We start from the raw sequence: 17,693 nt of genomic DNA on the forward strand, positions 1-17,693 counted from the left end.
CGCCGGCATCCTGGCGAATGTCGCCTCCGAGATGAACCGACGACCCCGCAAACGCCACCAGTGGGCCACCCCCGCCGAGCAGCTCGAGCGGCTACTGTCCGACAACGACATCAACGGTGTTGCACCCACCGCCTGAATCCGCCACGTCGGAAACTGGGCACTCGATGCCAACGTCTGGTCGAGTGCTCATTTCCACACGTCGGAAACTGGGCACTCGATGCCAAGGTCTGGTCGAGTGCCCAGTTCCTGACGGTCGGAAACTGGGCACTCGACTGGTGGGGGCGTCTGCTGCCGGGTGGTTAGTCGGACGCGGGGGCGAGCTCGTCGGCGTAGGCGCGCAGGGCCCGGCGGTAGCTCTGGGTGTCGACGTCGGTCGTCGCCTCCAGCGTGGCCCGGATGAGGTCGGCCACGGCTTGGCGCTCCTGCCCCAGGTCGGCCTGGACCAGTGCCCGCAGCATCAGCGCGGCCGTGTTGTGCGGTCGCGCCTCGAGCACGTCGCTGAGGAGCGTCTGGGCCTCCGCGGCCCGCCCGACGACGCGCAGGCTCGAGGCGAGCTGCAGCTGCGCCCGGTGGCGGTGCGGCTCGCGCAGACCGCCCGCGAGAGCATCCTCGTAGTGCCCGATCGCGCCCTGTTCGTCACCGCTCGCGTCCTCGGCGCCGGCGAGCTCGAAGACGAGGCGAGGGTCGCCCGGGTGCGCGTCGACAAGAGCCTGCGCGGCGGTGATCCGGGCAGCCTCGTCGTCGGTCTCCCAGATGGCAGCGATCTCGGCCTCGAGCTCGTGCTCTCCACGTGCGGCCACGACCTTGCGCCGGATCGCGCGGGCGTCGTCGACCTTGCCGCCGTTCTCCCGGATCCAGCGGTCGACCTCGGTGCGCTCGGCGTGGCACATCAGGGCGATGACGTCGCCGTCGAGGGCGTGCGGCGCGAGGGCCTCGACGGCCTCGAGCTCGGTGTCGTAGTCGGGCACGTCGAGCACGCCGACCTTCGCGAGACCGTCGCGGAAGAGCCCGAGCAGCTCGTCGGGCTGGCGGCCGCGCAGGTAGTGCTGCGCGACCTTGAGCACGACCTCTTCGGCGCCGTGGCCGGCGATCTCACCCATGGCGGTGATCGCCTCGTCGGCGCGGTCACCCGCGCAACCCAGCCCCAGGCGTACGGCCCCACCCGGGGCGGCGAGACCGCGCGCGACGTCGAGGAGGGCCTCGAGGCCGGCCTCGTTGTGGGCCATGTCCACGATGACGGTCGCCTTGCCGCCCTGCTGAAGCGGCAGCGAGTAGGTGTTGAGGCGACCCCAGTTGTGCTGGGGGTCGGGCGCGAAGGTGCGCAGTCCCTCGACCACCGCGGCGCGAGGCACACCGAGGCCGAGGGCGGCGGCGGCGCCGGCGAGGGCGTTCGCGATGTTGTTCTGCGACAGGCCGCTGAGCGTCATCGGCACGTCGACGATCTTCACGAGGCGGTCGGGGTCGCCGTTGGGCGACAGGACGACGATCTCGCCGTCGAGCACCGTGATGCCACGCCCGCCGGAGTTGATCGACTCCCACAGGGCGGGCGACGCCGGGTCGAGACTGAAGGCCCACGGCTTGGCCTTGATGCCGAACCGCATCGCCCAGACGCGCGGGTCGTCACCGTTGAGCACCACCCAGCCCTGCGGCTTCGTGACGGTCGTGACGATCGCCTTGACCTCGGCGAGCTGGTCGAGGGTGTCGATGCCCTGGAGGCCGAGGTGGTCGGCGCTGACGTTCGTGACGACACTGACGTCGTTGGCCGTGACGCCCATGCCCTTGAGCAGCATGCCGCCGCGGGCCGTCTCGAGGATGCCGATGTCGAGACCCGGGGTCTCGAGCACCCCGCGCGCACCGGCGGGCCCGGAGAAGTCACCCTCCTCCTTCGTCTCGCCCATGACGACGACACCGTCGGTCGAGCTCCACGCCGTCGTGAGGCCGGCCGTCATGCACATGTGCGCCATCAGGCGGGTGGTCGTCGTCTTGCCGTTGGTGCCCGTGACCGACGCGACGGGAACCGTGGGCGTGATGACGCTCGGCCCCGGCCCGTCGGGGGCGGCCATGATGACGGCTGCGACCTCCTCGATGACGTCGTCGACCCGGCGTGAGCTGTCGAGCAGGCCCGCCATGACGGCACCGAACTGCTCACCGGCGACCCGACCGCGGGTGCGGTGCACCCACGGGAACGCGAGCACGACGTCCTCGACGGTCTGACCCGCCCGAACGCGTACGCCGAGGCGCCCGGCCCCGATCTCGGTGCCGACGCGACGGGTGACGTTGCGGATCAGCCGCATCACGAAACGCTGGCGCAACGCCGTGCCGCGCTTGCCCGGGCGGGCCGAGCGCATGCCCAGTCGACGGGCCAGGGTCTCGGCCTCGGTGCGCTTGAGGTCGAGGTAGCCGGGCAGGTGCAGGATGACCTTGATGGCCGGCCGTGCGAAGTAGAGGTTGGGTCCGTCGAGGACCCGCACCTCGTCCACACGGACCGGTGCCACCGTCGCCAGATCCTTCTCCGTGTCGTTCGTCGTCAGGGTGCTGGACTCGGTCCCGGCGTGAGGCATGGGCAGGACTCTAGCGAGAGCAGCCGGGGCATCGCCCGGTCACCTGCCGGGCGGGGCGCCCGGTCACTGACCCATCGCGTGGACGCCGCCGTCGACGTGCACGATCTCGCCGGTCGTGGCCGGGAACCAGTCGGACAGCAGGGCGGCGCACGCCTTCGCGGCGGGCACCGGGTCGTTGACGTCCCAGCCGAGGGGCGCCCGCTCGTCCCAGATCTGCTCGAACTGCTCGAACCCCGGGATCGACTTCGCCGCGGTGGTGCGGATCGGGCCGGCCGCGACGAGGTTGCAGCGCACCGACTTCGGACCGAGGTCGCGGGCGAGGTAGCGGTTGGTGGACTCGAAGGCTGCCTTGGCGACGCCCATCCAGTCGTAGACCGGCCACGCGAACTTGGCGTCGAAGGTCAGTCCGACGACGCTGCCGCCCTCGGGCATGAGCGGCAGCGTGGCGACGGCCAGCGCCTTGAGGCTGTAGGCGGAGATCTGCAGGGCCGTCGAGACGTCCTCCCACGTGCCCTCGAGGAAGTTGAAGGCGCCCTGGGGCGCGAAACCGATCGAGTGGAGCACGCCGTCGAGCCCGTCGACGTGCTCGCGCAGCCGGTCGGCGAGCGTGTCGAGGTGCTCCTGGTCGGCGACGTCGAGCTCGATGACGACCGGCGTCTCAGGCAGTCGCTTGGCGATGGTCTGCGTGATCTTCATCGTGCGGCCGAAGGAGGTGAGGATGACGGTCGCGCCCTCCTCCTGCGCCAGCTTGGCGACGTGGAACGCGATGGAGCTGTCCATGAGGACGCCGGTGATGAGGAGCTTCTTGCCTTCGAGGATTCCCATGCCTGCAACTTTCTCGGGTAGGTGGGGACGCTTGGTGCGCAACGACATCGACGGCATACGGCCGTATGCCGTCGGGTGGGTCAGTGCCCCATGCCGAGGCCGCCGTCGACGGGGATGACGGCGCCCGTGATGTAGGCGGCGTCGTCGCTGGCGACGAAACGCACGACCGACGCGACCTCCTCGGGCGTCGCGAAGCGGCCGGCGGGGATGTTGGAGAGGTACTGCTTCTTCTGGTCGTCGGGGAGCACGGCAGTCATCTCGGTGTCGATGAAACCCGGCGCGACGACGTTGGCGGTGATGCCGCGACCGCCGAGCTCTCGCGAGATCGAGCGTGCGAGGCCGACGAGGCCCGACTTGGAGGCGGCGTAGTTGGTCTGGCCGGGCGAGCCGTAGAGGCCGACGACACTGCTGATGAGGATGATGCGGCCACGGCGCTTGCGGATCATGCCGGTGGCGGCGCGTCGGGCGCAGCGGAAGGCGCCGGCGAGGTTGGTGTCGATGACGGAGTCGAACTCCTCGTCGCTCATGCGCATGAGGAGGGTGTCGCGCGTGATGCCGGCGTTGGCCACGAGCACCTCGACCGGGCCGCCGAAGATCTCCTCGGCAGCCGTGAACGCCGCATCGACGGACGCCGAGTCGGTCACCTCGCAGGTGACGCCGTGGAGGCCCTCAGGTGGCTGGCCCGACCGGTGGGTGATGACGACGTTGTCGCCGGCCTCGGCAAAGGCGCGTGCGATCGCGAGGCCGATGCCGCGGTTTCCCCCGGTCACGAGCACGTTGCGCGCCGTGGTTGCCGTCTCCGCCGTCGTTGACACAGTGCGTTCCTCCATCCGTCCGGCAGTGCCGGAGTCTCGGTCCTGCCCCGAAACCTAACGGACTACCGAAGGGTAGACAGCACGCTGCATGCGTGCTGGACGGGCTTATGGTTGGAGTGTGCCAAGAGCCCACCACGAACCCGTCGTGCACAGCGTCACGTCGGCGCCGACCTCCACGACCGACGACCAGGACAAGCGCATCAAGCGCTACCTGACGATGATGGGCATCCGCGTGGCCCTCTTCGGTCTCGTCTTCGTGACGTCGGGCTGGGTGCGCTGGACGGCTGTCGTCGGCGCCGTGGTCATCCCCTACATCGCCGTGGTCATCGCGAATGCGGTCGCGCCGCAGCAGCCGGGCGACCTGCAGGCCGTCACGCCGCGCGACGACACCCGCCGCATCGAGCAGTGAGCGACCTGTTCGGCGCGGCTCCCCCAGCGGGCGCCGCAGAGCAGGTGTGCAGCGCGAAGGGGTGCCGCGCGCCGGCGCGGCACGCGGTGGTCTGGAACAACCCCAAGCTGCACAAGCCCGAGCGCCGCAAGGTGTGGCTCGCGTGCGACGAGCACCACAAGTCGCTGGCCGACTTCGTGGCGCTGCGAGGCTTCCTCATCGAGGTCGTCCCGGTCGAGGCGCTCACCGACGCCGACGGGTAGATACACCTTTCGTGACGAAGGCCGCCGCCGACAGGGCCCGGGGCAGGGTCAGCCGCCGATGGCGGACATCGGCCGGTCGGGCTGGACGAAGCCCGGGTCACCGATGCCGTGCCCCTTCCGCTTGCGCCACATCTCGCCCCGCATCAGGGCGAGCAGCTCGTCGTCGGTGGCGCCCTCGCGCATCGGGCCGCGCAGGTCGGTCTCGGTGTTGGAGAAGAGGCAGTTGCGCACCTGGCCGTCGGCGGTGAGGCGGGTGCGGTCGCAGGCCGCACAGAAGGGAGAGGAGACGCTGGCGATGATGCCGACGGTCTCGGGGCCACCGTCGACGAGGAACCGTTCAGCAGGGGCGCTCCCCCGGTCCGCTGCGGGAAGCGGCGTGAGCTCCCAGCGTTCCGACAGGCGGGCGTGGATCTCGGCTGCGCTGATCATGCTGCTGCGGTCCCAGGCGTGCTGCGCATCGAGCGGCATCTGCTCGATGAACCGCAGCTCGTAGCCACGCTCGAGACACCACGCGAGCACGTCGGCCGCCGAGTGGTCGTTGATGCCGCGCATGGCGACCGCGTTGACCTTGACCGGCGTGAGACCTGCGTCGGCGGCCGCCTTGAGGCCCGCCTCGACGTCGGCCAGCCGGTCGCGGCGGGTGAGCTGGGTGAAGGTCTCGGAGTCGATCGTGTCGAGGCTGACGTTGACGCGGTCGAGCCCTGCCGCCTTGAGCGCGATCGCCACGCGTTCGAGGCCGACACCGTTGGTCGTCATCGCGATCCTCGGGCGCGGCTCGAGCGCGGCGATGCCCGCCACGAGCTCGACGAGCGAGCGCCGGAGCAGGGGCTCGCCGCCGGTGAGGCGCACCTGGGTGACGCCGTCGCGCACGAAGAGGCCGATGATCCGGAGCATCTCCTCATCGGTGAGCATCTCGGCCCGGGGCATCCACGGCAGCCCCTCGGCGGGCATGCAGTAGGTGCATCTCAGGTTGCAGCGGTCGGTCACGGAAACGCGCAGGTCGCGTGCCACCCGGCCGAACTGGTCGGCCAGGCCTGCCGGTCGAACGCTCGGGTCGGGAAGGGCGGTCATGGTCTCCACTCTAAGCCGGGGACGGCCCGGTCTTGCAGACGTCGGCGTTCGTCTGAAAGCCACGTCTTCGGCGACCTACTCTGGATGGACCGCCAAATGGCCATCGGACCGGTTGGAGAGGGGCCAGTGGCGCACGCGTTCCACCTTGATGGGCTGGTCGGCAGGAACGAGGAACTCGAACTCGCCGAGACGATGCTCCGCGATCTGCTCGGGGACTCAGACTCGCAGGCGGCGCCCGGCCGGGTCCTGCTGGTCGGCGGAGACGCCGGCATCGGCAAGACGACCCTGATGCACGCCGTCGGTGCGCGCGCATCGACGCTCGGAGTGGCCTTCGCCGTCGGCCACTGCCTCGACATCGCAGTCGGACGGCCATTCGGGCCCGTCGTCGAGGCGCTTCGGGCCCGGGTGCGCCAGTTCCAGGATCGTGAGGCTGTGCCAAGGCCGGCGGCGTGGCTGGGCGAGCCCAGCGCATACGGGGAAGAGTCCTTGGAGAGACTGCTCGGGGCCGCGGAGCCATCGCGGCGTCACTCTTCATCACCGAGAAGACGGCCAGCGCCCACGTCGGGCACGTGCTCACCAAGCTCGGCGTCTCCAGTCGAGGACAGGCCGCTGCAGTCGCACGCTCCGCCGCTATGCAGAACCACACCTGAGCCGCCCCTGCGACCGGGTTCCATCGCGCCTCACCACTAGCGCGTCCAGTCGTACAGTGCGTTCGCCAGCCGGTGCGCCAGGTCCGCGGCGGCGATGACCGCGACGGCCAGAAGAGCCAGCGCGATGATGAGAGGCACGTAGTAGGCGAACCGCCTCGACCGGTCTCGGGCCACCATCCATTGAACCTCCGTCGGGCGCCGAAATGCCAACGATCGCCCCGGCCCGTGCGCAGTGGACGTGGTGCGATCGACGTAGAGTTGCCGGGTCGGTTCCGTCGAGAGGATCGCGTCATGGACCCCGACAGCTCTCCGGGTGACGCCACCCTTGCGGCGCTGAACCACAGCCAGATCATCGATCTCACGACGACCGGTCGGCGGACCGGTCGTCAACGGCGCATCGAGATCTTCCTGCACCACGACGACGACCAATTGTTCATCACCGGGATGCCGCGGGCCGATCGGACGCGGGACTGGATCCACAACATCGAGGCTGATCCCCATGTCGTGGTGCACCTGAAGCAGTCGGTCGTCGCCGACGTGCCGGCCACGGCGCGAGTCGTCACCGACCCCGTTGAACGCCGACCCTTCATCGAGGCGGCGGCCAGGCGGTGGCGACGCACGGACGTGCCCGAGATGCTCCGGCACAGTCCACTCATCGTCCTCACGGTCGCTCGCCCCGATGAACGTCAGTCGGGCCGTCAGCACCATTGACGAGGGCGCCCTGACGCGTTCCGCGGCCGCGTCTCTGCACTGTCGTCATGTGCCCACCCGGACCGGAGCTTCGGGCATAGAGTCCAAGGAGGGCGCCGTCTCGGAAGGAGGCCGATCCGATGGCTGGGCACTCATCCACCGAGGAGATCCAGTGGGCGGCCGACAAGCGTGACTTTGTCGCCGACCGTCGGGACGAGCTGGCCGCCGAGCGAGACGCTGCCGCCGACGCGCGAGACCTGACGGCCGACGTGCGAGAGTCGGCACTCGACGAGCGGGAGCGGCGACTGGACGCCCGCGCGGCCGAGCTCACGGTCGGTCCCGACACCGCCGAGCGAGCAGAGCGTGCCGAGGCCCGTGCCGCTCGGCTGGAGGCCAGGCACAGCCGCGAGGAGGCACACGTCGCTCGCGAGGTTGCCGCTGACGCGCGTGATGAGACCGCGGAGCGACGGCTCGAGGAGACGCCGACCACGAGACTCGCAGCGACGTTCGCTGCCATCGCCGAGAACCTCTACGGCGCGGACTCCTATGACGCTKCCCTCCTGCGGATCGCCGAGGCCGCGGTCAGCACCGTGGCCGGGTGCGCCATGGCGAGCGTCACCCTCGGTGAGAGGGGGGTCTACCGGACGGCAGCCTCGACGGCAGCCGTGGCATCGGCAGTCGATCGGGCACAGTACGACGCCTGCGAGGGCCCCGGCCTGGACGCCGTCGCAACGCCCTTGGTCTACGCGCAGACGTTCCCGGACGCCCGCTGGCCGTCGCTGGGGTCCCGGCCGGTCGAGCTGGGTGTGCGGTCAGCGGCCTCCTACCGTCTCGCGGCGGCGCACTCTCCGATCACGGGCACCAGCGGGTCGTTGAACCTCTACGGCACCGAGACCGCTGCCTTCAGCGCCGAGGCCCAGGAGATCGGGCTCATCCTGGCGGCACACGCGTCCATGGCAGCGGGCGTGGTCCGCGAACGCGGCCACCTCCAAGACCAGGCGCAGCACCTGAGCGAGGCACTGTTGACCCGAGATGTCATCGGTCAGGCCAAGGGCATCCTCATGGAACGCTTGAAGCTCACGCCGGAACAGGCCTTCGACGCCCTGCGGCACTCGTCGAACCGCCTGAACGAGAAGCTCCAGGCGGTGGCCCGCCTCATCACAGAGACCGGCGAGTTCGACACCACCGACATCACCCGGACCTGACCCGCGTCGACAGCCGTGCGAGCGAGGCGCCGGCGTCAGGCGTTCCCAGGTCAGCCATGGCCAGAGACCGGTATCCGAGTCCATACCGACGACGGGTACCGTCGATGCGTGCTTCGACTCTGGCTCACGCGGCGGTGGCTGCTGGGCACGCTCGTCGCGGTCCTCTTCGGGGTCGCGTGCTTCTACCTCGGCCTCTGGCAGTGGCACCGTCACGTCGAGCAGCGCACGAAGGTCGACGCCATCGCGCGCAACTACGGCGCCTCTCCCGTCGCCTTTTCCCCCAACCTGGTCGGCGCCGGCCTCCCTCAGGAACGTCAGTGGACCCGCGTCACCCTCATGGGGGCGTACGCCGCAGGCACCGACCTGCTCGTGCGGAACCGCACACTCGACCAGACGGTGGGCTTCGAGGTGCTGACGCCCTTCCAGGCGGATGGCGTCACTATCCTGGTCGACCGGGGCTGGGTGCCGAACGCGGCGGATGCCGAGACGAGCCCGCCCGTGGACCCGCCGCCGAGCGGGACCGTCGAGGTGACGGGCTGGCTGCACACCGGCGAGGTGAGCCTGGGCCGCGACCTGCCCCACCCTCAGCTGGCCAGCATCAACGTCGCCGACGCTCGGGCGCAGGTGCCCGCGCTGGGTGACCTCGACGCGTACGTCGTCCTCGGCTCCCAATCACCGGCTCCTTCGGCCGGGGGCCACCCCGTACGCGTGCTTCCCCGCCCCGAGGAGGACCTCGGTCCGCACCAGGCGTACGCGTACCAGTGGTGGCTCTTCATGCCGGGCGGACTCGTCTTCGTGGTTCTCGCGATCCGGCGGGAGGCCGAGGCCGCGCGGGCGGAGAATGAGCCGATCGGGTCGCGACCCGCCAAGCCGAAGAAGGTCCGCATCTGGGACGAGGAGGATGCCTGAGTGACGTCCCTCCCCGCGGCACGCGTGACGAGCCCGCGCCGATGACGAGAACGCCGATCGTCATCCAGAGCCTGCTCGTCCGGCCGACGCCGGCCGAGCGCGAGGCCGCCCTGCCGGGTGACGGCCTCGTCGCGGCCGACGTGGTGATGGACCGCGCCTTCACCCTGAGCGCACCGCCCGTACGCGTGTGGCCGTGGCTGGTGCAGCTCGGCAAGGAACGCGCGGGCTGGTACCTGCCGCGCTCCGTCGAGCATCTCGTCCCGAGATCGCGTCGCGCCCTGCGCCGCATCGCGCCGGAGCACCAGGGACTCGCCGTGGGCGACGTCATCCCGGACTGGGGTGGGGCAAACGCGACCTTCACCGTMGTCGAGCTCGAGCCGGCCTCGCACGTGCTCTTCTCCTCGACGCGCGGTCGGATGCACCTCACGTGGTGCATCCGCCTGATCGCTGCTGGGCCGGACAGCACCCGGGTGCACCTGAGGCTCCGGCTCGGGCCGGTGCGGCACCGGCGGATTGCCGACAACCTCGGCGGGCTCGTCGACCTGGCCACCATCGCAGGACTGGCCGCGGGTCTCGAGGAGCGGGTCTCGGCCTGAGCAGCGCCTCAGAGCGGTCCCTCGCACGCGTGCAGGACGTCGACGCGGCGGAATCCGAACCGCTCATTGGTGCGCTGCATCGGCACGTTGCCCTGCTCGGTGTGCGTCTGGAGCCACCGCCGGCCTTCGACGAGGTCACCCATCGAGGCCAGCTGTTCGAGGTTGGCGGCCTGGAGGAGCGCCCCCAGCCCCATGCCCCGGTGGGCGCGGTCGACGAGAGTGTCGTCCTGCAGCACGAAGTCCGAGTCGTGCGCCGACACGAAGCTCTCCGTGTAGCCGAAGCGGTCGAGATCTCGGTCGGCCGAGGCCGCTCGTCAGACGTGGTCGAGGGCGTCGGTGGGACGGTCCGGGGCCAGCACTCGCGCGTCCCGATCGGAACGCTCGACGGCCCGCTCGTCGAACTGGGTGGCGTGCAGGTCGGCGTAGAGCCCTCCCGCAGCCAGCAGCTCGGCGTGCCGGCCGGTCTCGACGACGCGGCCGTGGTCGAGCACGACGATGAGATCGGCCTGCCGGATGGTCGAGAGCCGGTGCGCGATGACGATCGACGTGCGGCCCTCGAGAGCGGCGTCGAGCGCGCGCTGCACGGCGACCTCGGACTCGGAGTCGAGGTGTGCGGTGGCCTCGTCGAGGACGACGACGTCGGGGGCCTTGAGCAGCAGCCGGGCGATGGCCAGACGCTGCTTCTCGCCACCGCTGAGCCGATGCCCTCGGTCGCCGACGACGGTGTCGAGCCCTTCTGGCAGCTCGGCGACGAGGTCGCTGATCTGCGCCGCGCGCAGCGCTGCATGGATCTCGTCGTCGGTCGCCTCGGGACGGGCGTAGAGCAGGTTGGCCCGGATGGTGTCGTGGAAGAGGTGCGCCTCCTGGGTGACGACGCCGATGCGGTCGCGGAGCGACGACATGGTGACGTCGCGCAGGTCGCGACCACCCACGACGACCGAGCCGCCACTGGGGTCGTAGAGCCGGGAGACGAGAGAGGTCAGCGTCGTCTTGCCGGCCCCCGAGGGGCCGACGAGGGCGATCAGGTGCCCGGCCGGCGCCGTCAGCGACACGTCGTGGAGCACGACGCCGCTCCCCCGTCGGTCGCCGGAGGCAACGGACTCGAGCGACGCGAGCGAGACCTCGTCGGCGGAGGGGTAGCGGAAGGAGACGTCGTCGAGCTCGACCGAGAGCGGACCCGCCGGCAGGTCGACGGCGCCGGGGCGCTCCTTGACGAGCGGCTCGAGGTCGAGCACCTCGAAGACCCGCTCGAAGGAGATGAGGGCGGTCATGATGTCTACGCGCACGTTGGACAGCGACGTGAGCGGCCCGTAGAGGCGGGCGAGCAACGCTGCCAGGGCCAGCAGCGTGCCGACGGACAGGCTGCCGTTCACGGCCATGACGCCGCCGAAGCCGTAGACCATCGCGGTCGCGAGGGCCGCGACCGCCGTGAGTGCGGCCATGAAGACGGTGCGGTTGAGGGCGATCTGGATGCCGATGTCACGGACCCGGCCGGCCCGCTCGGCGTACTCGGCCTGCTCTCGCACGGGGTTGCCGAAGAGCTTCACGAGCAGCGCACCGGCGACGTTGAACCGCTCGGTCATGCGCGTGCCCATGTCGGCGTTGAGCGTCATCTGGCGGTGCGCCAGTCCGGCCAGCCGCTTGCCCATGAGCTTGGCCGGCACGAGGAAGAGCGGCACGAGCAGCAGCGATCCGAGGGTCAGCTGCCACGAGAGGGCGAGCATGGCACCGACGACGAGCACGACCGAGACGATGTTGGACACGACGTTCGACAGCACCGAGGTGAAGGCCTGCTGGGCGCCGACGACGTCGTTGTTGAGGCGCGAGACGAGCGAGCCGGTCTGGGCGCGGGTGAAGAAGGCGATCGGCTGGCGGAGCACGTGGCCGAAGACCTGCGTGCGCAGGTCGTTGATCAGGCCCTCGCCGATGCGCGAGGAGTACCAGCGCGACACGACGGTGAGCAGGGCGTCCAGCAGGGCGATGGCTGCCACGACGAGCGCGAGCCGCACGACCACCGAGGAGTCCTTGGGGATGACGCCGTCGTCGACGAGGCTCTTGAGCAGGAGCGGAACGGTGACGACGAGCACCGAGTCGAGCACCACGACCGCGAGGAAGGTGGCGATCGCCCGCTTGTACGGGGCGGCATACGTCAGGACGCGGCGACGCGTGCCCGGACGAAGTGACAGCTCGGCCACCGACGAGTCACGCGACATCGACCTCATGGCCATCCACGGCTGCATGCCCACGCAACCACCTCCTGTTCTCTCCGATCCAACCGCGAGGTGGTGACAGCGATTCCCCGAGCCACCCCCCGATCCGACGCGACCCCGAGATGGAGGCCGCGACGGACTGCCGTGTCAGGCGCCGAAGCCGCCGAGCATCGCCTGCAGCAGGGCGGTCTGCGCGTCACGCTCGCGACCGAGCTGGGTGGCGCGGTCGGCGTCGACGGCGCTGCGCAGCAACGGCTTGAGGGCGCGAAGGGCCGGGGCCGGGGCCGCGAGGAGCGCCTCGACGAGCGAGCCCGTGGCCTCCGCGAGGTCGGCTGCCGGCGCGAGTGACCCGACGAGTCCGATGTCGAGCGCCTCCGGGGCCGACACCTTGCGCCCCGTCGCACAGATCTCGAGGGCGCGGGCGTAGCCGACGAGGTGCACGAGCGGGCCCGTGCCCCCGAGGTCGGGCACTAGACCGAGGCTGGTCTCGCGCATGGCGAACCAGGCGTCGAGGGCGGCGATCCGCAGGTCGGCGGCGAGAGCCAGCTGGAAGCCGGCGCCGATCGCATAGCCGTGCACCTCGGCCACGACTACCGCCGGGCACTCGCCCCAGGCCGTGAACCCGTCCTGGTAGGCCGCGATGCCCCGCTGGATCGCCTCGGGTCCCCCGGCGGCCAGCTGGGCCACGCTCTCCTCGCCGGGCACCCCCTCGGGCGTGAACATCGCCGTGTCGATGCCGGCGGAGAAGGCGTCACCCGCCCCGCGGAGGACGACGACGCGTACGTCTTCGGGAATGGACCGCGCCTCGTCGGCGAGCGCCGACCACAGAGAGGGCGTCTGCGCGTTGCGCTTCTCGGGGTGGTCGAGGGTGATGCTCCGGACAGGCCCGTCGGTCTCGACCAGGAGGTGGGGGTGCGTCATGGACGCAGGCTACCGACCAGTCACCTCACGCCGCTGCGGGCGTCGTCGCCGACGAGGACGGTGGCGATGGCGAGGACGCGGCGCGCGGAGGCACGACCCGCATGATCCCCCAGCCGCTGACCGACGCCGGCTGCACGACCTCCACCCGGAAGACCCGCGCACAGTCCAGGCACGACCACGCTGCGGTCGGGTCGGGGAACGGCGTCACGTCGTCGCCCGTGCAGAACGGGCAGCTGAGGTGGTGGTCGGTGGGCATGACAGACAGTGTCGCGAGCCGGAGGGCTGGATACAATAAGCATCCATCATGTGATCCAAAACGTTTACTTATCCGAGGAGCATGCCGGGTCACGCGAGGGAGATGAGGTCCTTGTAGTCCGGGCCCCACAGGTCCTCCACGCCGTCCGGCAGCAGCAGGATGCGCTCGGGCTCGAGCGCGCCGACCGCGCCCTCGTCGTGGGTGACGAGCACGACCGCCCCTTCGTACGTCTTGAGCGCCCCGAGGATCTCGGCACGCGACGCCGGGTCGAGGTTGTTGGTCGGCTCGTCGAGCAGCAGCACGTTGGCGGCCGAGACCACGAGCATCGCGAGGGAGAGCCGCGTCTTCTCGCCGCCGGACAGCACGCCCGCAGGCTTGAGCACGTCGTCACCGGAGAAGAGGAACGACCCGAGCACCTTGCGCACGTCGGTCTCGCCCAGCTCGGGGGCCGACGACTTCATGTTCTCCAGGACCGTGCGGTCGACGTCGAGGTTCTCGTGCTCCTGCGCGTAGTAGCCGAGGCGCAGGCCGTGCCCCGGCTCCACCTCACCCGTGTCGGGGGCGTCGACGCCGGCGAGCATCCGCAGCAGGGTCGTCTTGCCGGCACCGTTGAGGCCCAGGACGACCACCTTGCTCCCCCGGTCGATCGCGAGGTCGACGTCGGTGAAGACCTCGAGCGAGCCGTACGAGCGAGACAGCCCGGACGCCCGCAGCGGCGTCTTGCCACAGGCGGCCGGCTTCGGGAAGCGCAGCTTGGCCACCTTGTCCTGGACGCGTTCGCCCTCGACGCCCGCGAGCAGGCGCTCGGCCCGCTTGGCCATGTTCTGGGCGGCAACGGCCTTGGTCGCCTTGGCGCGCATCTTGTCGGCCTGGGCGAGCAGTGCCCCGGCCTTCTTCTGGGCGTTCTGCAGCTCGCGACGGCGGCGCTTCTCGTCCGTCTCGCGCTGCTGGAGGTAGGTCTTCCAGTTCACGTTGTAGACGTCGAGCGCGGCGCGGTTCGCGTCGAGGTGGTAGACCTTGTTGACGACGGCGTCGAGCATCTCGGCGTCGTGGCTGATGATGACCAGGCCGCCCTTGTAGGCGCGCAGGTACTCACGGAGCCAGACGATCGAGTCGGCGTCGAGGTGGTTGGTCGGCTCGTCGAGCAGGAGGGTCTCGTTGCCGGAGAAGAGGATTCGCGACAGCTCGACGCGGCGGCGCTGACCACCGGACAGCGTGCGCAACGGCTGCGAGAGGATGCGCTCCTCGAGCCCGAGGGCGCTCGCGATCGACGCGGCCTCGGACTCGGCGGCATATCCACCCTGCGCCTCGAACTCGACCTCCAGGCGGGCGTACTTGCGCATCGCCTTGTCGCGGATCTTCTCGTCGTCGCTGCCCATGCGGGCCTCGGCCTCGGAGCGCTGGTGCACGATCGTGTCGAGGCCGCGGGCCGAGAGGATGCGGTCGCGGGCCAGGATCTCGAGGTCGCCGGTGCGTGGGTCCTGCGGGAGGTAGCCGACCGCGCCCGTACGCGTCACCGTCCCGGCCGCAGGCTGCCCCTCTCCGGCGAGCACCTTCGTCAGGGTCGTCTTGCCGGCACCGTTGCGGCCGACGAGACCGATGCGGTCGCCCGAGTCGATGCGGAAGCTGGCGTCCTCGAGCAACAGGCGTGCACCTGCGCGCAGCTCGATCCCGGTGGCGACGATCACGGCATTCCTCCTATCGGTGCCGCACTACGTCAGCGGCCGGACAACCCCACCAGTCTAGGAGCCGCGAAGGGGTGCTCTCGACGCGTTATCCGGCCGCACGGTCCGGGTCGCTCCGCGCGTCGGTGTCCGGCCCGCCCAGCGCACCCCGCGAACCAGCCCCTGCCGCGCGGAGCGTCGCCTCGCAGGCGGAGCCCGCACAGGTGCGTGCGGCGTGCATCGTGCCCGCGTTGCGGAGCCCGCCGCGCGGCCACAGCCCTCCGATGGAGCCGGGCAACCACATCGGGGGCAGCAGGGTGGGCTCGGGATCGGGGTCGCACGCGCCCGCTAGGCAGCAGCGGCACAGGGTGTGACCGCCGTTGCCGCCCTCGTGCCAGGCCTCCTGGTGGCTGCAGGTCAGGCAGAAGTGGACGAGGACGCTCACGGGACCGCCACGGGCATCAGCACCGAGAAGCCGACCCCGCTGCCGCGGATCGCGAGGGGTCGGTGGGGCCCGTCGAGCACGAGGATCGGCCGGGAGCCTGCGACGGCGAGCGCCTCGTGGAGGAACTCCGGGTCGACGTAGACGTCGGCCACGGAGGCCGGCGCGCCCGAGGGGTCGGCGAGGCGGACGGAACCCTCCAGCACCACCAGGCCGACCGTCTGCGCCTCGACCGGCAGCAGCGGCTGTAGGGCTGCGACGTCGACCGTGCCCGCGTGGCCGGGCACCTCGCCGTCGCCGAAGGACAGGAGACCAGGGTCGAGGATGCTCCGGTAGTCGGGGAAGGTGCCGGGGACGAGCGGGGTAGGGATGCACAGGCAGGTCGAGCCCGTCTGGCGTCCCGGCGGCCGGGGCTCCTGGCGGCCGGGGCTCCTGGCGGCCGCGCCCGCTGCGCCGCGGGCGTCCTCGTCGAGCACGAGCCCCGCCCCCACGAGCGGCATCCCGATCCGGCGCAAGGACGCGAGGAGACGTGCCGCGCGAACCTGCGAGACGGCATACCTGCGGTAGCCCGTGAGCGGGTCGACGTCGGCAGGGACGAGCACTCCCTCCCTGTCGTAGAAGCGGAGTGCGCTCGCGGTCAGCCCGCTCTCGCGGGCCACCTCGCCGATGGTGAGGTGGGAGTCGGGGTCGCGCATGTGCGGCATGGGCGCAACCCTGACCCCTCGACCCGGTCGAAGGTCAAGCAGAGGCGTCGGAGCGACGGTCCGCGAGCATCGTGGCCCAGACGACGGTAGCCCCGGCGAGCGAGACGCCGGCCGTGACCCACGCCGCGGCGTTCCAGCCGGAGAGCAGCCCGGCCACGCCCGCGGCGTTCGATGCGTGCGCGGCCACGACGACGGACACGACCGTGACGCCGACGGACGAGCCGAGGTAGCGCGCCGTGTTGTTGGCACCGCTGCCCATGCCTCCGCGGCCGGGCGGCACGCTCGCGACGGCCTCGCGGCCGAGCGCAGCGTTCAGGACTCCGCTGCCGATGCCTGCGACGACCAGGCCCGGCACGAACCGGGCCCACGACTCCCCCGGCGTGAGGCCCGACAGCGCCAGCTGGCCGATTGCCACGACGGCGAGAGAGCCCGCCAGCTGGCCCCGTCCCGACCACGAGACAGGCAGGCGGCGTGCGAGCAGGGCGAAGACGACGCTCGTGCCGGACCACGTCAGGAAGAGGACGGCGGCCGTGGTCGGTGGCAGACCGAGAGCGAGGGCGAGGAAGCCGGGCAGGAACGAGAGGAGGCCGATGATGCCCGCTCCGGTGGCCAGCCCGGCCACCGTCGCGGCCACGAAGCGCCCGTTGCGCAGCAGGGCCGGGTCGACCATGGGCGACGCGACCCTCCTCTCCACCACGGCGAAGGCGACCGCGGCCACCGCGGCGGCCCCGAGCAGGACGAGCACGTCGGGCCGGCCCCACCCGGTGCGCCCCTCGACGAGGGCCGCGAGGAAGGTGACCGTCGCGAGCGCCAGGAGCAGCGCCCCGGGCACGTCGAGCGGTCTGCGCTCGTGCGATCGGGTCTCCACGAGCCCGCGCTGGGCGAGCGATGCGAGGACGAGGGCGGCAACGGCCAGGAGCCAGTAGACCTCGCGCCACGAGGCCCAGCGGTCGAGGAAGCCGGCGAGCAGTGGCCCGAGTGCGATGCCACCTCCGACGCTCGCACCCCAGACGCCGCTCGCCGCGGCTCGTGCGGGGCCGGGCTCGAACCAGTGCGCGACGAGGCCRAGGCTCGCCGCGACGACCGCGGCCGCGCCGACTCCCTGGGCCACGCGGGCCAGCACGAAGGTGAGGGTGCCACCGGCAAGCGCGGCAGCGATGCTCGAGCCGGCGAGCACGACCAGGCCGACGACGAGCACCCGGCGGCGACCCCGGTCGTCGGCGAGCGCACCTGCGGTGAGCAACGCGGCCCCGAGGCCGATCCCCATCGAGCTGAGGATCCACGTGCGTCCCGCCACGTCCGCAGCAACGGCTGCGGCGACAGAACCGACCGTGGCGAGGGGCGCCGTGAAGGCGACGAGTGCGATCACCGTCGCCAGCGCGGCGACGGCCAGGGCTCGGCGGGGCTGCGTGCCGGACGAGACGCCTTCTCCGGTGGCGACCGCGGCCGATGGAGCAGGTCCTCCAGCGCCGGACGGTGCGGCAGGCGCGTTGCCCGGGGCGCTGGGTGTGGCTCGGTTCATG

Annotated in this window: 20 protein-coding genes and 1 pseudogene; 8 read left to right on the plus strand and 13 right to left on the minus strand. The window is 71.2% G+C overall.

The genetic code is table 11. From position 1 onward, the window contains the following. Positions 1-299: 299 nt before the first annotated feature. The 3 genes from AC1DE0_RS13515 to fabG all read right to left on the minus strand — a co-directional run bounded on the left by AC1DE0_RS13515 (position 300) and on the right by fabG (position 4,201). Entirely contained in the window at positions 300-2,561 is a 2,262-nt protein-coding gene (locus tag AC1DE0_RS13515; RefSeq protein WP_478101326.1) for a tetratricopeptide repeat protein, read from the minus strand. A gap of 63 nt (positions 2,562-2,624) precedes the next feature. Further along, entirely contained in the window at positions 2,625-3,386 is a 762-nt protein-coding gene (gene fabI / locus AC1DE0_RS13520) for an enoyl-ACP reductase FabI (protein WP_478101328.1), read from the minus strand. A gap of 80 nt (positions 3,387-3,466) precedes the next feature. Further along, positions 3,467-4,201 (minus strand): 3-oxoacyl-[acyl-carrier-protein] reductase, encoded by a 735-nt coding sequence (gene fabG, locus AC1DE0_RS13525; protein WP_478101330.1) that lies wholly within the window; start codon positions 4,199-4,201, stop codon positions 3,467-3,469. Between the two features lie 145 nt (positions 4,202-4,346). On the opposite strand from fabG, the gene AC1DE0_RS13530 reads away from it, so the two are divergent. Continuing rightward, complete coding sequence (locus AC1DE0_RS13530) at positions 4,347-4,610, plus strand: DUF3099 domain-containing protein (RefSeq protein ID WP_478101332.1); 264 nt, start codon at positions 4,347-4,349, stop codon at positions 4,608-4,610. After that, positions 4,607-4,852: a hypothetical protein gene (locus tag AC1DE0_RS13535; RefSeq protein ID WP_478101334.1), complete on the plus strand. Its 246-nt coding sequence runs from the start codon at positions 4,607-4,609 to the stop codon at positions 4,850-4,852. The genes AC1DE0_RS13530 and AC1DE0_RS13535 overlap by 4 nt, the downstream gene beginning before the upstream one ends. Before the next feature lie 48 nt (positions 4,853-4,900). On the opposite strand, the gene moaA is transcribed toward AC1DE0_RS13535, so the two are convergent. Then, positions 4,901-5,923: a GTP 3',8-cyclase MoaA gene (moaA, locus tag AC1DE0_RS13540; RefSeq protein ID WP_478101336.1), complete on the minus strand. Its 1,023-nt coding sequence runs from the start codon at positions 5,921-5,923 to the stop codon at positions 4,901-4,903. A gap of 96 nt (positions 5,924-6,019) precedes the next feature. Here moaA and AC1DE0_RS13545 point away from each other — a divergent pair. Beyond that, positions 6,020-6,370 (plus strand): annotated as a pseudogene (locus tag AC1DE0_RS13545) (AAA family ATPase); the annotation flags it as partial. Between the two features lie 2 nt (positions 6,371-6,372). After that, positions 6,373-6,573 (plus strand): LuxR C-terminal-related transcriptional regulator, encoded by a 201-nt coding sequence (locus AC1DE0_RS13550; protein ID WP_478101749.1) that lies wholly within the window; start codon positions 6,373-6,375, stop codon positions 6,571-6,573. Positions 6,574-6,609: 36 nt separating this feature from the next. Here the strand turns inward: AC1DE0_RS13550 and AC1DE0_RS13555 are convergent, their stop codons facing one another. Continuing rightward, positions 6,610-6,750, minus strand: coding sequence for a hypothetical protein (locus tag AC1DE0_RS13555; RefSeq protein WP_478101338.1), 141 nt, complete (start codon positions 6,748-6,750; stop codon positions 6,610-6,612). Between the two features lie 114 nt (positions 6,751-6,864). On the opposite strand from AC1DE0_RS13555, the gene AC1DE0_RS13560 reads away from it, so the two are divergent. The 4 genes from AC1DE0_RS13560 to AC1DE0_RS13575 all read left to right on the plus strand — a co-directional run bounded on the left by AC1DE0_RS13560 (position 6,865) and on the right by AC1DE0_RS13575 (position 9,973). Next, a complete protein-coding gene (locus tag AC1DE0_RS13560) occupies positions 6,865-7,284 on the plus strand; it encodes a nitroreductase family deazaflavin-dependent oxidoreductase (RefSeq protein WP_478101340.1) in 420 nt (139 codons plus the stop codon). Between the two features lie 119 nt (positions 7,285-7,403). Next, complete coding sequence (locus AC1DE0_RS13565; protein WP_478101344.1) at positions 7,404-8,468, plus strand: ANTAR domain-containing protein; 1,065 nt, start codon at positions 7,404-7,406, stop codon at positions 8,466-8,468. Between the two features lie 108 nt (positions 8,469-8,576). Then, positions 8,577-9,377: an SURF1 family cytochrome oxidase biogenesis protein gene (locus AC1DE0_RS13570; RefSeq protein ID WP_478101348.1), complete on the plus strand. Its 801-nt coding sequence runs from the start codon at positions 8,577-8,579 to the stop codon at positions 9,375-9,377. Between the two features lie 41 nt (positions 9,378-9,418). Beyond that, positions 9,419-9,973: an SRPBCC family protein gene (locus tag AC1DE0_RS13575; protein WP_478101351.1), complete on the plus strand. Its 555-nt coding sequence runs from the start codon at positions 9,419-9,421 to the stop codon at positions 9,971-9,973. Positions 9,974-9,981: 8 nt separating this feature from the next. On the opposite strand, the gene AC1DE0_RS13580 is transcribed toward AC1DE0_RS13575, so the two are convergent. The 8 genes from AC1DE0_RS13580 to AC1DE0_RS13615 all read right to left on the minus strand — a co-directional run bounded on the left by AC1DE0_RS13580 (position 9,982) and on the right by AC1DE0_RS13615 (position 17,692). Next, positions 9,982-10,233 carry an N-acetyltransferase family protein gene (locus AC1DE0_RS13580; protein WP_478101353.1) on the minus strand — a complete coding sequence of 84 codons (252 nt, stop codon included), beginning with the start codon at positions 10,231-10,233 and terminating at the stop codon, positions 9,982-9,984. A gap of 54 nt (positions 10,234-10,287) precedes the next feature. Next, complete coding sequence (locus AC1DE0_RS13585) at positions 10,288-12,213, minus strand: ABC transporter ATP-binding protein (protein WP_478101751.1); 1,926 nt, start codon at positions 12,211-12,213, stop codon at positions 10,288-10,290. A 117-nt stretch (positions 12,214-12,330) separates the two neighbouring features. After that, positions 12,331-13,104, minus strand: coding sequence for an enoyl-CoA hydratase/isomerase family protein (locus AC1DE0_RS13590; RefSeq protein WP_478101355.1), 774 nt, complete (start codon positions 13,102-13,104; stop codon positions 12,331-12,333). Between the two features lie 25 nt (positions 13,105-13,129). Next, positions 13,130-13,360, minus strand: a complete 231-nt coding sequence (locus AC1DE0_RS13595) for a hypothetical protein (RefSeq protein WP_478101357.1) — start codon at positions 13,358-13,360, stop codon at positions 13,130-13,132. Between the two features lie 89 nt (positions 13,361-13,449). Continuing rightward, complete coding sequence (locus tag AC1DE0_RS13600) at positions 13,450-15,048, minus strand: ABC-F family ATP-binding cassette domain-containing protein (protein WP_478101359.1); 1,599 nt, start codon at positions 15,046-15,048, stop codon at positions 13,450-13,452. A gap of 85 nt (positions 15,049-15,133) precedes the next feature. After that, positions 15,134-15,469: a hypothetical protein gene (locus AC1DE0_RS13605; RefSeq protein ID WP_478101361.1), complete on the minus strand. Its 336-nt coding sequence runs from the start codon at positions 15,467-15,469 to the stop codon at positions 15,134-15,136. After that, complete coding sequence (locus tag AC1DE0_RS13610; protein WP_478101363.1) at positions 15,466-16,170, minus strand: MerR family DNA-binding transcriptional regulator; 705 nt, start codon at positions 16,168-16,170, stop codon at positions 15,466-15,468. Before AC1DE0_RS13610 ends, AC1DE0_RS13605 begins: the two co-directional genes overlap by 4 nt. Positions 16,171-16,204: 34 nt before the next feature. Further along, entirely contained in the window at positions 16,205-17,692 is a 1,488-nt protein-coding gene (locus tag AC1DE0_RS13615) for an MFS transporter (protein ID WP_478101365.1), read from the minus strand. Position 17,693: the final 1 nt, after the last annotated feature.

The organism is Terrabacter sp. 05T424 (assembly GCF_056396225.1).